Here is a 13,890-nt window from a genome sequence, read left to right on the forward strand (position 1 = left end):
AGTGGCCAACGTAGACTTAAAGGAATACCCGCTCTCACAAACGCAAGCCATCGTCTGGAACGACATGGACGCCCTGCAACACATCAACAACACCGTATATTTCCGCTACTTTGAGGATGTTCGCGTCGTCATGCTTGAAGAGCTCAAAGTGTTCGACTTCGTTAAAAGCCACAACATTGGCCCTGTCGTCGCTTCAACACGGTGCGATTACCGCGCGCCACTGGTTTACCCAGACACTATCACTACAGTTTCCTGGGTCGAAAATATTCAGGAAAAACGCTACACAATGAAATATGAGATATACAGCCATAACCAACAACGTTGTGTGGCAGAAGGAGAAGCGCTGATCGTGTATTGCGATTTCAACACAGGGAAAAGCTGCCTTATTCCTGCTGAAACGCTGGAACGGCTTCAAGCTTATGTGGGTGGTGAATGACCGCAAACTCCCTCACGCTTTCCGCTCTGCGCTCTGGCTTTGAAAGCCGGAGCATATCTTCACTCGATATATCCCTCTTATATGGCCAAAATCTGGTGATTCACGGCCCTTCAGGCTGTGGCAAAAGCAGCCTACTCAAAGTGATTTGTGGATTGTTGCCGGCTTCAGAAGGAAGTATTCAATGGGACTCAAAGAGCGTTACTCTGGAATCACTGTCATGGTGGCGCACACAGGTTAATTATTTGCCGCAGGAGCCGGTCATGGGTGGTGACACTATCGAAGCGGTGTTGATGCTACCTTGGTCAATGCAGGCGACCACACTGAACAAGCCAGATCCCGCTAAATGCCAAGAAGTATTGAAATCACTCTCACTCCAACATTCACTCAGCGCTGAAATTTCCTCACTCTCTGGCGGCGAAAAACAGCGACTAGCCTTTGCTCGCGCCCTTCTATTGGAACGCCCAATCTGGCTGATGGATGAACCCACGTCAGCGCTAGATGGCAATAGCCGCGATATCGTGATGTCGCTATTGAAGTCCAAAGACATTATTGCAGTCTCGGTCTCCCACGACCCGGTTTGGATTGCAGCAGCAGATGTCGAATTTAATATGGGAGTCGCATCATGAATGGCGCGCTCGACATCAGTCCTTGGGCTTTGGCCGGCCTTTACTGTGTTTTCCTCATCCCACTGCTGCTTTTCCAGCGCTGGCAATTGGGGCTAAGTAAAAGCCTGATCACCTCAGTGGTAAGAATGACTTTGCAGCTCGCATTGGTTGGCCTTTATCTTCAAACCCTGTTTAACTTCGCCAACTTTTGGCTTAACACGGCTTGGCTGCTGGTGATGATACTGGTGGCAAGCTGGACTATCTGCAAACAAGCCGACACCCCATGGCGCAAAATGCTGCCCGCCGTGCTGAGTGGACAATTGGTTTCCCTTGGCGTTGTGCTGCCACTGTTGATGGTCGGGGTGATTCAAACCTCTCCGTGGTGGCAGGCTCAGTACCTAATCCCTGTGGCGGGGATGTTGCTCGGCAATATGCTGTCTGCCAATGTATTGGCGATTGAACGTCTGCATTCCAGCATGAAACAACGTCACGCGGAATATCAGTTTTATGTTGCCCTTGGCGCGAAAGAGCCAGGTAAGCCATTTTTGAAAGAAGCTTTTTCTGCCGCCCTGAGGCCGCCGCTGGCGGCTATGAGTACTTTAGGCATTGTGAGCCTACCCGGAATGATGACTGGACAAATTCTGGGTGGTACAGAGCCCTTGCTGGCGGTGAAATATCAACTGGTCATCATGGTGGCCATTTTTATCACAGTCACCTTGTCAGTCGCCACCACGCTGAAACTGAGTAGCCTGCGACTCACTGATAGCTATGGAAGACTAAACCAATAGCCACATCGCAGAAAGCCAGAAAGCAAAAAGCCCGACCAATTGGTCGGGCTTTCGTTATTCAGTAAGCTGTCGATTATGACACTGACAGTACCAAGCCTGGAAGTACAACAAACACTGCGGTCAGGTAGGCCACTACAGCCAGTTTTGTTTTCGCCGCGTAGTCGGCCAGCAGTTCTGCTGCTTTCAGCGGCAGTTCACGCAGGAACGGAGTACCGAAGATAACCAGAATACCCAGAACGTTGAATGACAGGTGAACCAGTGCAATCTGCAGAGCGAATACTGCATTGCCACCCGTTACCGCGGTTGCTGCCAGCAGTGCGGTAATACAGGTACCAATGTTCGCACCCAAGGTGAATGGATAAACCTGACGCACGCTCAGTACGTTAGTGCCCACCAGTGGAACCACAAGGCTTGTCGTTGTTGAAGAAGACTGAACCAGAATCGTCACCAGCGTACCCGACGCGATACTGTGAATTGGACCACGGCCGATTGCGCCGTTCAGTACTTCACGCGCTTTACCTACCATCAGTTTCTTCATCAGTTTGCCCATCACAGTGATAGAAACAACAACCAGAAGAATACCGAACAGAACCAGCGCTACACCGCCAAACGAACCAGGGAAGATTTCAAATACTGATTTAGCACCACTCACAACCGGCTTAGTCAAAGGCTTGATGAAGTTCAGGCCTTTCAGGCTGAGGTTGTCTGCTTGCATCAATGGGGATACCAGCCAAGCGGAGATTTTCGCCAGGAAGCCAGTCATCATTTCCAGAGGAAGGAAAATCGCTACCGCAAACAGGTTGAAGAAGTCGTGTACGGTGGCACAAGCAAATGCGCGACGGAATTCATCTTTGCAGCGTGCGTGACCCAAACTCACCAAGGTGTTCGTTACCGTGGTACCAATGTTTGCGCCCATCACCATTGGGATTGCCATTGCAACTGGCAGACCACCAGCAACAAGACCAACGATAATCGCGGTGACTGTACTTGAAGATTGAATGAGAGCGGTACCAACGATACCAATCATCAAACCTGCAACAGGGTTAGAGGCAAATTCGAAAAGCTCTTTGGCCTGCTCACCTACCGCCCATTTGAAGCCACTGCCGATCATAGATACGGAAACCAGCAGAAGATACAACATACCAATGAGTGTTGCCCATTGCATTGCACGTTTTGGATTCGCGGACTGAGGTCCTTGTAGCGCATCAGACTGGATGCTCATAACTCACTTCCTGATAGTAATGATTTCAGTTCGAAGTGGATGCTATGAATTAAATATTACAGAAATATGAATCCAAGATTGCGACGGCACTTTTTTTACTCTTTTTGTGTTCAAAATATGACCAAACAGAAATTTCCCAAATGGCTAGCAGAAAAATCTTTCATGACAAGTCATAAAGATGTTTCGAACTGTTACTATTTCTCTCCACAATATGACCACAAAACAACACCTAAAAAGTCAGGCTTGCTGCCTTAATTTTCATCAATGGAAATTTATTTTACGAAGAACTCGGTAGGAAGAATTTCTCACCATGTCATCTTTAGCAATTTTGAGTTTCCAGATGTGGAGACTTCCTCTGCGATAAGGGTGTCATCGAGCTTAGAAACGTAGCGACTATATCTCCAGCGGCGATGGCTAGCTATGTCTGAGAGCGTTGTTTCTGTTTGTAAGGAGTGTGGCCAGCTCACACAATACAACGTCACAACTTATGCAGGGATCTGAGCCAGCTTGACGAGGTCGTGGCTGGCTCCATGAGATGACTAAGAGTGCTTATTCACCCGGGTAGATGATAAACGTAATGCAGCTGTTATCTACGTAGCTCCAGCGATAGTCATTTTGAGCGCAGAAGGTCACAGGTTGCATCTGGCCAGAAGAAAGGTCGTGTGTATAAGTCTCACCTAATTGATACGTCGACTCAGCAACCATGCTGCTGGCAGCAACAAAGAAACTGCGGTTAAATGAATTGTCCGATTTAAAGACAGTGGAGGAAGCGTCAAAGCTGACTTGTTTTGCATCAGCGACATCTAGGTTCACTCTCTTGCTTGTCTCTCCATTATATTCTTCACCATTCACTCTTACGATAGCTGTAGGAGCGTCTGTTCTGGCTCCTCTTGCGTAGATGTATTGCGACACGTTGAAGCCTTTAGCTGTGTTCCCGAAATACTCGTCTTGATAGGCGCCATTAATTGCTCTCACCTCAAGTTTAAAGTTCCTTGTACTGGCGGGAAGGTCAAAATCCAAATGCTTTTCACTGGTAAGAAGATTAAGTACGCGATGCTCTGCATAAGTGCTATCCGTTAGCGACCATTCATAAGTGATAGGGCCGGGTGCTGTATAACTCACTTCATCCTTAATCTGAACACTTCGAGTAATAGTGGTGGATACGGTCTCTTCAGATTGGTTCGTGAGAGTCTCAAGTGTGGGGCTCGATACAATGTCATCGTCAGTCAGAGACGAAACAACTTTCCAAGTGTCAGACTCACAGTCGTTTAAGTCATAGCACCACATAAAGTGCAAGTCGCCATACTGCGGATACTTAAAGCGCAGTACCGACGTTCCTTCTTCAAGACCAGCATAAATCAGGAAGTTATCCAACGGGCTTTTTAACAAATCCCAAGACCCGCCTTCTCTGTAGGCAGCAGCATCGAGCTCAACGCACTGATCAGGGTCAACGGTTACCGCAACCGCAGGATTCGCTGGCGCGACTGACAAACTATTACCATCATGACATGTTGGCAATGTCGCCGTTCCATTCACTTCGATATTCAAATACCGCTTTACAACTTCTCCACCACCTTCAAGTCGAACAAACACTTTTTGGATCTCCGTCCCGTCGGTGTCCATCAAATAATCGTAATGATTCAAAGGGCGATAGGTGAGTGTGTTTCTTGCCTGATTGACGATTAGCTGTCCGCGGCTTGGCTGTTCTACCTCAATAAACTTGAGGTCCAAATCACTAAATGCATCCACACCAACTGTTTTGTCGGATTCTTTGTCCGTTGTTAGCGTGATCACTTCTGTGCTGTGGTTGGTAATGGCTATATTGATGCATTTTTCAAAACCTTCTAAGGTCTCACTGTCGTAGCGGGATTTATCAGCACAGCCCGTCAGCAAAAATTCACCTGGATTATTTTGCATGAATGTATAGGAATCGCCTTGGGACTCCGATAACACCGCCATGCTGCCATTGCTGACCTCTTTCAACGTCCAATCGTGCTCGGGTAACCCCTCTCCTTCAACCGTTGCAGTAAACGTTGAAGACTCGCCTGCAAAAAGATGTAGAGAGCTCCTGTTGTCCTTTGGCAGAGGAATAAAGGTACGCTGATTGTATGCCAAAGAGTATGATTCAAGCTCACCGCTACTGGGTGTTGGTTCTTCAGGAGAAGTCGACCCGCCATTACTGGTGCTACCTGAGTCACTACCTCCACCACCACAGCCCAATAGAGCCAACGCTATTGGTATGCAAATCATTGTGCGCATAGAACTTCCTCGTCAGTTTGTTCAAATTATCCTTTGCACACACTATGAACTTACATTCACAAGCTCAATGATGGAAATCGATTACATAATCAATAATTTGCACTTCCTTTTGACTTCTGGTGAGTCGCTCAAACTTTATTGCAAATAAAAATAGTTTTCATTTGAGAGCAATCTCATTTTTGGATGATACTCTCCAAAGTCATTGTTATTTTTGGGGATACAGGGCTGACCGAGCTCGGAAACGTGGCAATCACTTCACCTTTTGCGTTGATAAGGTATTTGTAGAAATTCCATCTCGGTTCGACCCCTGCCTGCTTACTGATTTCTGCAAACACCGGGTTAGCATCGCTCCCTTTTACAGGGCTTCTCGCCATCATCGGAAACGTCACGCCATAATCGAGATAACAGACTTTCGCGGAACGCTCCTCGTTGCCTCTGTCTTGGTTAAAGTCATTAGACGGAAAACCAATCACACTGAAGTCTTCGTCTTTGTATTTTTGATAGAGCGCTTCTAATTGTTCAAACTGGGGCGTATATCCGCATTGGCTAGCCGTGTTCACCACCAGCAAGGTTTTGCCTTTGAAGGTCTCGCAAAGGTCGACGGTCTCGTTAGAGTTAAGCTTTCGTTGCGAGCCATTGAGAATATCTGGACAACTTTCTGCTATTGCTGGGGCGCTGAGAGCAAGGGTGATAACGGCGGTAGTGAGCATTTTCATTGGAAAACCTTTTTGAGTGGTTGTCGACATTGAGCATTACCCGAACCAGAGAAAAAAGATCAGATCACTGCACTGTCGATTGACCGCAAACAAGAGTGTGTCATTTTCAATGCCAGTGGTGAATTAGTGTGAAAACAAGATACTTAAGGGGCTAACTTGTGTGAGTATGCTTATACAGGTTCGCCCCGACAATACGGTTTGCTGCCTGACGCGGATATACTTTCGCTATATCGACAGAATCAGGTGCAGGGATGACGACAGAAAGACGCGAAAAAGCCTCATCAATAACCCGTGTATTGGAAATTATCCAAGCAATCTCCTGCTCAGAACGGCCACCTAGTCCAGCCGAACTGTCAATCATGCTCGATATTCCTAAACCCAGCATTCACAGATTGCTGCAACAGCTCGAACGGGAAGGCTTTGTACAAACCAACATGCGTGGAAACCTTATACCAGCCAACCGCATGAATGACATTGCGCTCGGTGTATTACACACCACACACTTCAAAGCGATTCGACAGGCGATTTTACAAAAGCTAGCCAACGAGGTGGGCGAAACCTGCGGCATCTCTCTGCCAAATGGTATCGATATGATCTATTTCGAACGCGTGCAGACTAACTGGCCACTGCAGATTAATTTGCCGACAGGAAGTCATACGCCTATTTGTTGTACTGCCAGTGGCAAGCTCTATCTCAGCACCCTGTCGAAACGCCATCGCCAAAGACTTATCAATAATATGAGTCTGGAGCGGCACGCGAAGAACACCATCACCGACCCCATTGATTTGGAGCGTGCGATCACGGAGATCGAAAAGCAGGATCTTGGTATTGACAATGAAGAGTTTATTGATGGCATGGCCGCTATCTCAGTACCTATTCGTAATGAAGATGGGCAGTTGTATGCTTGCTTGTTTACCCATGCCCCGGTATTCAGAAGTTCATTGGATGACTTGCTGAGGTTCGAGCCGCAACTTCGACGCGCAGCAAGGGATCTGGAAGTTCTGATGAGGGATGGTTAACATCAAAAGCGCTGCTCTGGCGTCCCCGATTCAATATCGTATTGGTACATCAGCATCCGTATCGACAGAATGAGTTTGGAATAAGAAAAAACCCCTTAATCGGCCAGATTAAGGGGCTTTAATTTAGTGGAACATCAACCAGGGGAACAGTTGAATTCGTTATGCTGCACGCGCCACGAAGGCTTTGGTGCGTTCGTTTTGAGGATTACCAAAAATCTGGGATGGCGGCCCCTGCTCGACAATCACGCCACCTTCCATGAAGATCACCTTGTCGGCAATCTCACGGGCAAACTGCATTTCATGGGTCACGACAATCATGGTTTGCTTTTGCTTGGCGAGTGCTTTCATGACCGCCAACACTTCTTCTACCCATTCAGGGTCGAGCGCAGACGTGGGTTCATCAAACAGGATCACTTCACCTTTACACGCCATCGCACGGGCGATGCCAACACGTTGCTGCTGACCACCGGAAAGTTGCGCAGGGTATTTCTCCAAATGCGCTTCCATTCCGACGCTGACCAACAATTTACGTGCAGTTTCCAGCGCTTTATCTTTTGGCTCTTTCCATACGGTGATCAGCGATTCCGCCACGTTTTCCAGTGCGGTTTTGTTGGCGAACAACGCATAGCTCTGGAACACAAAACTGCTTTGTTTACGAAGCTGGTGAATCTCGTTTTTCGATACCTTGCCAGCGTTAACACGCACATCACCAATCTGGATTTCACCACCACTTGGCACTTCGAGGTAGTTCAGACAACGAAGCAGTGTTGACTTACCCGTACCAGACGGGCCGATGATCACCACAATCTCACCTTGTTTGACATCGAGATCGATTTGCTTCAGCACCTCGACATCACCAAAGCGTTTGCTCAAATTTTTTACTTCAATCATCGTGCATACGCCTTGTTCAATCGGACTTCCATCACCGTTTGAATACGGGTGAAGAAAATCACCACCAGCCAGTAAATCAATGCCACCGCCATGAAAGCTTCAAAGAACTTAAAGCTCGAAGAGGCTTCCATCTGTGCCTTCGCCATGATTTCCGCGACTCCCAGCGTAAACGCCAGTGACGTACTTTTGATCATGTCGATGAAGTAGTTCATCAATGAAGGTGTTGCGACGCGCGCTGCCTGCGGCAGGATAATGCGTTTCATTGCCTGGAGTTCAGTCATACCGACACTCAGGCTGGCTTCCATCTGGTTCTTATCAATCCCCAGAATCGCACCGCGAATACTCTCGGCCATGTAGGCAGAGAAATGGAGCGACAAGCCAATCACAGCGGCGGTGAAAGCATCCATCCCTACAAATATCGGGAAGACCTGTGGCAGTCCGTAATACAGTAAAAAGAGCTGAACCAGCAGCGGTGTGCCGCGGAAGAACGAAATGTACACGGCGACGACAGAGTCGAGCACTTTGACTTTGAACACCCTTACCAGTGCCAGCAGCACCGACAGCACCAGAGCAATCACAAAGCCAATCAGTGACATTTCCAGAGTTATTCCCAGATACTTAACCAGTATCGGGAACAACTCCAGCATGTAGTTAAAGTCGAAGCTCTGCATTATTTCGTGATGTCAGAGTCAAACCACTTCTCTGAAATCTCGCTGAGGGTGCCATCAGCTTTCATTTCAGTCAGTGCCTGATCAACTTTGGCTTTAATAGCCAGCTTCTCAGGAGTGTTCAGGAATGGCATTGCATTCTGGATAGTTTCGAACGGTTCACCCGCCAATTGCAGTGGCAACCCGGACTTTTTGATCAGCTGTGCTGAAGAAACACGGTCCATCACGAACGCATCAGTACGACCCAATGCCACATCTTGTTCGAAACCTGAATCGTAAGTGATGATGTTGATCTCGTTGGCTTTGTCGTAGTTACGCAGCAGTTGCTCGAAGTTACTGCCAAGGTTAACCGCCACTTTCTTGCCTTTCAGATCCTCGATACCTTCGATGTCTTCGCGGCCCTTACGCACAACCACCTGCGCACCGTCTACCACATAAGGAACAGAGAAAGCGTATTTTGCTTTACGCGCGTCAGTCATGGTGATTTGGTTGCTGATGGTGTCGATGTGGCCGGCTTCCAGCATGCCGAAAAGGCCTGAGAAGTTTGCAGTCACGAACTCAACGTCGTAGTCCGCACGCTCGCCAATTTCATTCCATACATCGATCTCAAAGCCTTGCAGCTTGTCCATTTTCACAAAGGTAAATGGGAAATAGCGACCAGACATGCCCACTTTAATTTCTTCTTGGGCAAGCGAAGCGGTCGAAGTGAAGCTTGCTGCAAGTGCGACGATAGCAAGCAAAACGTTTTTTATAGCAGGCATGGTTACAACTCCAATTGTTATTCTATTTATTTCCCAAACGGCCTTTGGGCTTCAACACCTTACTCCCGATACGCTTAATGTTCGTAAGGTGCTTCGATTTATGGAGCCAAATGTAACTCATACATTTTTTTGTGATAAATAACGAAATGTTCTATGTAATAATCTGCAAATAAGAGTATTTATAGATACATCCGCCGCATCGATTACTTTTTGAGCAAATATTACTCTGAACTATCCCTGCTCTATCGAATTTTAAAAAGGCAGAAAAAATTTCACCCCCTCTGCCTCACTCGCCCGTTTATACCGACAAACCAGCAAGAAAAAGGAATCGGTATATGAAATTCAATCAAGTCACTATCGCCATTGTCACTGCACTGACCGTGGTTGTCGGCTGTTCAGAATCCATGAACGACACAACCCAAACTACGCCTCAACAAGAATCGTCAAGGATTCAGGAAGAATTGGTGGAACTGGAAGTTATGGATGCAACGAATGCCCTACTCGCTGTGCCAACCACTAAAATGGCGCATAACCGCGTTGCGGCGAACCAGCAATTCATGGTGATGCCCATGCCCGGCATTGACCCTTATATACAAACCGAAAACCGCGACAATTACCTCGATACACCAAGCAATGCCACAAAATTAGTGACAGCGTCACCCTTGTCGACATTTTCTATTGATGTCGACACCGGCAGTTACGCCAATGTGCGCAGTTATCTGAAGATGGGAAACAAGCCACCGGCAGATGCCATTCGCGAAGAAGCCTTCATCAACTACTTTGATTACGCCTACCCGACGCCGGCAACCAAAGCCCGACCTTTTTCTGTCAGCACAGAACTTGCGCCTGCGCCATGGAATGCCGAACGTAAACTCATGCGCATTGCGCTCAAAGGTTACGACATTCCGGTCAACGAGCGAAAAGCATCGAATCTGGTGTTTCTGGTAGATGTGTCAGGTTCCATGAATGAGCCCAACAAGCTGCCATTATTGGTACAAAGCCTCTCTCTGCTCGCTAAAAACCTTGGAGAGAAAGACAAAGTAAGTCTGGTAACCTATGCGGGAAATGCCTCCGTCGTGCTCGAACCGACCAGCGGTGACAATCAGCAAGCAATCGTCGATGCACTCAAAAGCCTGCAAGCAGGCGGAGGCACCTATGGTGAAAGCGGGATCAAACTGGCCTACCAGCAAGCTAAAAAAGGCTTTATCAAAGATGGCGTGAACCGCGTCATTCTGGCTACAGATGGAGATTTCAACGTCGGTGTAACCAGTTTAGATGCGTTAAAAGATTTGGTGGAAGACGAGCGTGAGAACGGCATTTCACTCACCACACTGGGCTTTGGTCGTGGTAACTACAACGATGCCATGATGGAGCAACTCGCCAACATCGGCGACGGCAACCATGCCTACATCGATACGCTTCATGAAGCACAGAAAGTCCTATTACGACAGATGAGCGGCACGCTACAAAGCATCGCGGAAGATGTGAAAATTCAGGTCGAATTCAACCCAGACACGGTGAAGGAATACCGCCTGATTGGCTACCAAAACCGTAAACTGCGCGATGAAGATTTCAACAACGATAACGTCGATGCTGGTGAAATCGGTGCAGGACACACAGTCACAGCTCTGTATGAACTGACACTGGTTGGTGACCAGGGACGCATTGACGATCTGCGCTATCAGCAGAAAAAGACAGACGTCGCCTCTCACAGTGACGAACTTGCTCAGGTCAAAGTCCGATATAAGCTGCCCGGCAAAGACAAAAGCCAGCTCACCACGCAGGTGATTAACGGCAGCAAAGGCAAGCCAACATTCACTCAGGCCAGTGCGGATTTCCAGTTTGCCACTGCGGTTGCCGCCTTTGCGCAGAAGCTCAAAGACAATCACTATGTGGATGGTTTAGCCTACAGTCAAATAGCTGATATCGCGCGTGAAAACCGGGGCAACGACCCATTCAACTACCGCGGCGAATTTATCACTCTGGTGGAGATAGCACAGAACCTTTAGGGGCTGTTAACAGGCATCCATGGATACACAAACCAACGAAACATTGATGGTGAACTTCAGCAAAGGCGACCAACGCGCCTTTGCTGAGCTCTATCAGCGCCATAAAAATCCGCTGTATCGCTACTTCGTCCGTCAATTGGGCGCGGCACAACATGCCCGTGCCGAAGAGTTATATCAGGATGTCTGGTACCGCGTGATTGATAAGCGGAAAAGCTATACGCCGACCGCCAAGTTCACCACCTGGCTGTATCACATTGCCCATAATCTGGTGATTGATGAACACCGCAAAATGATGTCATCCAGCGCTTATGCCCAATCACTGGACGACAATCAGACCGAAGTGCCTGATTGGGATGGCGATAAGCAAACCGCCATCAAAGCCTGCATGGCACTGCTCGCCCCTTTGCAGAGAGAAGCATTTTTACTTCGCCATGAAGCAGGCTTTGAGCCAGCACAAATTTGTGAGATCGTCGGTGCGAAAGCGGAGGCCGTGAAAACCCGGCTTCGCTATGCCATGGATCAACTTCGCCAGTGCCTGACCAAAAAACTCGGAGACAGACAATGACAGCGCCAATCAAAGACGAAGACATCGTCGCGCTGTACAAGGAAAGCGCGACAGAGACATCAGGCAAAGACCTGGACGATAGCATCCTTGCTTACGCCAACAGCCAGCATAAAAAACGCATACCTTGGTGGACCTACGCAGGTCTCGTGGCAACCGTCTCTTTTGTCGCCTTTCTTGCGCCTTGGCAGTGGGTGGATCAGACCCTTGAAGCCCCTCAGGACATTGAGTTTATGAGCACACCAGAAACCATGAGCGAGGAAGCCTTGTCCGACAGCGCAATTGACGCAGTCCCGTCTATTGAAATATTGCCACCAAAACCTGAGGAGCAGCGTCTATTCCGCACTGCGCCTTCCGCCGCGAAATCTCTACCCCAAATGGAGATGGAGATTGAAGACTCCATCATCACTGAGTTTCCAGAAGTTGAAAGGCTACTTGATGAAGGTCAGGAGCAACAAGCGCGAGAACTGTTGGAGCAAATGCTGACCGACAATCCCAAGCTGTTTAACAGGTTGCCGGAAAGGCTTAAAACTCTGGTAGAAAAAGAAGAAAATTAATACAGAATTCTGGAGTGGAACTAAGGCCTGTTGGCCGTTTGATGGTTGAATTTTGCTCATTGAAAATGGAGAGAAATGAGATTTTTAGAAACGTCCACTACTTTCAACAGAAATAGGAAAACCTTCTGATATTAAAAGAATAGTTTCACAGTAAGAACTTAAAAAATCTCACTTTAGGCACAAACAGAAATGTTGCCTCGTCCTAATATTCTCGATGGTTTATCCACAATGACCTACATGGAGGACACGGATGAAATACTCGCTACCACTATCTCTGCTTTCCTCAGCAGCACTACTGTTGTCAGCAAGCGTGTTTGCTGATACCACACCATACCTGCCGTCAAACAGTGTTGTTGTCGACGCTTACATAGGCGGTGATGAGTTGACGGAGGCCAACAATGGTGCCATCAAAGTTGTCGAATACAATGAGACGACGATTAATTTTAATTACGCTTTTGACACCACGTCTCATATGTTCACGGCACCTGTAGCTGGTCTCTATAATATCGATGCCCGTTATGCTCAACGTACTTGTGGGTTTAAGTACCTGCTTCGGATTGGCATCTCACTGCCAAATGCTGTTCCTCCTGGCAGCAATGCTTCTATTGGCCCTGTTACTTTTGCAAACAACGACACGGGTTGTGCCATCCCTGGCGTCGCAGCAGTAAACAGCATTATGCAGCTTGAAAAAGGCGAAACTATTTTCATCCAAGGCCGCTATCAGCGTGCACCTTATGATGTATCTCCTTGGAACTACCAGAACCGCTATCAGAACCGTCTAGTGATCACCTATCTAGGCTGTAACTTCTGCGGTTTTCCCCCAGCAAGTTAAGTCAATATCAAATAGAAAGGGACGCATCTGCGTCCCTTTCTATATCGAAATTGTGCTTGTTAGTAACGCTTTTCAACGGTGAAATCATCAAGCTCCAGACGCCAAACGCCATCAGCTTCTTTCACCCACTTTTCAAGCGTGATATGACCTTCGCCGATGTTCATCTTCCAGCGGGATTCCATCACCACCGTTTTGTCATCCAGCTCTGCAAATTTTGGTTCTATGTAGACCAAATCTGTCGCGCCATCGCTGATTAATTGCTTCCAGAATGCAGTTGCCGCCGGGCGGCCATGATACACACCAAACGGATGGGAAATCATGGTCGATTCCATGGTGTAAGCATCACCCAGATACTGATAGTCACCTTTATTGAATGCAGCGATCCACTGTTTTGATGCTTCTTGCGCCTCTTCAATCGGACCCGCATAAGCTGCACCTGCGAATACCATTTGAGTCGCGATTGCTGCTGCCATTAATTGCTTTTTCATCCTTCACTCCACATCGCTTTATTTGGGTTGAGCAAAGAGTACCTACGCATTATTGTTAGATATATATCGCACAATAG

General features: G+C 47.8%; 15 protein-coding genes. 8 read left to right on the forward strand and 7 right to left on the reverse strand.

Features of this window, described 5'->3' with window-relative positions:
- The first annotated feature begins 1 nt into the window (after position 1).
- Genes K6Q96_RS23250 through K6Q96_RS23260 form a run of 3 tightly spaced genes read left to right on the forward strand, consistent with a single transcriptional unit; the run spans position 2 to position 1,829 of the window.
- Positions 2-436 (forward strand): acyl-CoA thioesterase, encoded by a 435-nt coding sequence (locus K6Q96_RS23250; protein WP_251880565.1) that lies wholly within the window; start codon positions 2-4, stop codon positions 434-436.
- Positions 433-1,062 carry an ABC transporter ATP-binding protein gene (locus K6Q96_RS23255; RefSeq protein WP_251880567.1) on the forward strand — a complete coding sequence of 210 codons (630 nt, stop codon included), beginning with the start codon at positions 433-435 and terminating at the stop codon, positions 1,060-1,062. The genes K6Q96_RS23250 and K6Q96_RS23255 overlap by 4 nt, the downstream gene beginning before the upstream one ends.
- Positions 1,059-1,829: an ABC transporter permease gene (locus K6Q96_RS23260; RefSeq protein WP_251880569.1), complete on the forward strand. Its 771-nt coding sequence runs from the start codon at positions 1,059-1,061 to the stop codon at positions 1,827-1,829. Before K6Q96_RS23255 ends, K6Q96_RS23260 begins: the two co-directional genes overlap by 4 nt.
- Positions 1,830-1,902: 73 nt before the next feature.
- On the opposite strand, the gene K6Q96_RS23265 is transcribed toward K6Q96_RS23260, so the two are convergent.
- From K6Q96_RS23265 to K6Q96_RS23275, 3 genes are all read right to left on the reverse strand, one after another.
- Positions 1,903-3,051: a Na/Pi symporter gene (locus tag K6Q96_RS23265; protein ID WP_251880571.1), complete on the reverse strand. Its 1,149-nt coding sequence runs from the start codon at positions 3,049-3,051 to the stop codon at positions 1,903-1,905.
- Between the two features lie 549 nt (positions 3,052-3,600).
- Positions 3,601-5,310, reverse strand: coding sequence for a hypothetical protein (locus K6Q96_RS23270; protein ID WP_251880573.1), 1,710 nt, complete (start codon positions 5,308-5,310; stop codon positions 3,601-3,603).
- A gap of 173 nt (positions 5,311-5,483) precedes the next feature.
- On the reverse strand, positions 5,484-6,026 hold the full coding sequence (locus K6Q96_RS23275; protein WP_251880575.1) for a glutathione peroxidase: 543 nt from the start codon (positions 6,024-6,026) through the stop codon (positions 5,484-5,486).
- 251 nt (positions 6,027-6,277) lie between these two features.
- Here K6Q96_RS23275 and K6Q96_RS23280 point away from each other — a divergent pair, with 251 nt between their 5' ends.
- Positions 6,278-7,045, forward strand: a complete 768-nt coding sequence (locus K6Q96_RS23280; protein WP_251880577.1) for an IclR family transcriptional regulator — start codon at positions 6,278-6,280, stop codon at positions 7,043-7,045.
- Positions 7,046-7,204: 159 nt separating this feature from the next.
- Here K6Q96_RS23280 and K6Q96_RS23285 read toward each other — a convergent pair whose 3' ends face one another.
- Genes K6Q96_RS23285 through K6Q96_RS23295 form a run of 3 tightly spaced genes read right to left on the reverse strand, consistent with a single transcriptional unit; the run spans position 7,205 to position 9,365 of the window.
- On the reverse strand, positions 7,205-7,936 hold the full coding sequence (locus tag K6Q96_RS23285) for an amino acid ABC transporter ATP-binding protein (RefSeq protein ID WP_165015444.1): 732 nt from the start codon (positions 7,934-7,936) through the stop codon (positions 7,205-7,207).
- Positions 7,933-8,607 carry an amino acid ABC transporter permease gene (locus K6Q96_RS23290; protein WP_165015441.1) on the reverse strand — a complete coding sequence of 225 codons (675 nt, stop codon included), beginning with the start codon at positions 8,605-8,607 and terminating at the stop codon, positions 7,933-7,935. The genes K6Q96_RS23285 and K6Q96_RS23290 overlap by 4 nt, the downstream gene beginning before the upstream one ends.
- A complete protein-coding gene (locus tag K6Q96_RS23295) occupies positions 8,607-9,365 on the reverse strand; it encodes an amino acid ABC transporter substrate-binding protein (RefSeq protein ID WP_251880579.1) in 759 nt (252 codons plus the stop codon). Before K6Q96_RS23295 ends, K6Q96_RS23290 begins: the two co-directional genes overlap by 1 nt.
- A gap of 335 nt (positions 9,366-9,700) precedes the next feature.
- On the opposite strand from K6Q96_RS23295, the gene K6Q96_RS23300 reads away from it, so the two are divergent.
- The 4 genes from K6Q96_RS23300 (at position 9,701) to K6Q96_RS23315 (ending at position 13,325) form a co-directional block, all read left to right on the forward strand.
- Positions 9,701-11,374 (forward strand): vWA domain-containing protein, encoded by a 1,674-nt coding sequence (locus K6Q96_RS23300; protein ID WP_251880581.1) that lies wholly within the window; start codon positions 9,701-9,703, stop codon positions 11,372-11,374.
- A gap of 19 nt (positions 11,375-11,393) precedes the next feature.
- A complete protein-coding gene (locus K6Q96_RS23305; RefSeq protein ID WP_251880583.1) occupies positions 11,394-11,939 on the forward strand; it encodes a sigma-70 family RNA polymerase sigma factor in 546 nt (181 codons plus the stop codon).
- Positions 11,936-12,493, forward strand: a complete 558-nt coding sequence (locus K6Q96_RS23310) for a hypothetical protein (RefSeq protein WP_251880585.1) — start codon at positions 11,936-11,938, stop codon at positions 12,491-12,493. The genes K6Q96_RS23305 and K6Q96_RS23310 overlap by 4 nt, the downstream gene beginning before the upstream one ends.
- A gap of 250 nt (positions 12,494-12,743) precedes the next feature.
- Positions 12,744-13,325 (forward strand): hypothetical protein, encoded by a 582-nt coding sequence (locus K6Q96_RS23315; protein ID WP_251880587.1) that lies wholly within the window; start codon positions 12,744-12,746, stop codon positions 13,323-13,325.
- Positions 13,326-13,384: 59 nt separating this feature from the next.
- Here the strand turns inward: K6Q96_RS23315 and K6Q96_RS23320 are convergent, their stop codons facing one another.
- Positions 13,385-13,813: a nuclear transport factor 2 family protein gene (locus tag K6Q96_RS23320; RefSeq protein ID WP_251880589.1), complete on the reverse strand. Its 429-nt coding sequence runs from the start codon at positions 13,811-13,813 to the stop codon at positions 13,385-13,387.
- Positions 13,814-13,890 lie beyond the last annotated feature (77 nt).

It is taken from the genome of Grimontia kaedaensis, from assembly GCF_023746615.1.
GTDB classification, from domain to species: domain Bacteria; phylum Pseudomonadota; class Gammaproteobacteria; order Enterobacterales; family Vibrionaceae; genus Enterovibrio; species Enterovibrio kaedaensis.

Bases quoted from the DNA above. Each gene is read 5' to 3' on its own strand.
- K6Q96_RS23280 (WP_251880577.1), top strand. From the start codon at position 6,278: ATGACGACAGAAAGACGCGAAAAAGCCTCATCAATAACCCGTGTATTG.
- K6Q96_RS23300 (WP_251880581.1), top strand. From the start codon at position 9,701: ATGAAATTCAATCAAGTCACTATCGCCATTGTCACTGCACTGACCGTG.
- K6Q96_RS23310 (WP_251880585.1), top strand. From the start codon at position 11,936: ATGACAGCGCCAATCAAAGACGAAGACATCGTCGCGCTGTACAAGGAA.
- K6Q96_RS23275 (WP_251880575.1), bottom strand. From the start codon at position 6,026: ATGAAAATGCTCACTACCGCCGTTATCACCCTTGCTCTCAGCGCCCCA.
- K6Q96_RS23265 (WP_251880571.1), bottom strand. From the start codon at position 3,051: ATGAGCATCCAGTCTGATGCGCTACAAGGACCTCAGTCCGCGAATCCA.
- K6Q96_RS23315 (WP_251880587.1), top strand. From the start codon at position 12,744: ATGAAATACTCGCTACCACTATCTCTGCTTTCCTCAGCAGCACTACTG.
- K6Q96_RS23320 (WP_251880589.1), bottom strand. From the start codon at position 13,813: ATGAAAAAGCAATTAATGGCAGCAGCAATCGCGACTCAAATGGTATTC.
- K6Q96_RS23285 (WP_165015444.1), bottom strand. From the start codon at position 7,936: ATGATTGAAGTAAAAAATTTGAGCAAACGCTTTGGTGATGTCGAGGTG.
- K6Q96_RS23270 (WP_251880573.1), bottom strand. From the start codon at position 5,310: ATGCGCACAATGATTTGCATACCAATAGCGTTGGCTCTATTGGGCTGT.
- K6Q96_RS23260 (WP_251880569.1), top strand. From the start codon at position 1,059: ATGAATGGCGCGCTCGACATCAGTCCTTGGGCTTTGGCCGGCCTTTAC.
- K6Q96_RS23255 (WP_251880567.1), top strand. From the start codon at position 433: ATGACCGCAAACTCCCTCACGCTTTCCGCTCTGCGCTCTGGCTTTGAA.
- K6Q96_RS23305 (WP_251880583.1), top strand. From the start codon at position 11,394: ATGGATACACAAACCAACGAAACATTGATGGTGAACTTCAGCAAAGGC.
- K6Q96_RS23290 (WP_165015441.1), bottom strand. From the start codon at position 8,607: ATGCAGAGCTTCGACTTTAACTACATGCTGGAGTTGTTCCCGATACTG.
- K6Q96_RS23295 (WP_251880579.1), bottom strand. From the start codon at position 9,365: ATGCCTGCTATAAAAAACGTTTTGCTTGCTATCGTCGCACTTGCAGCA.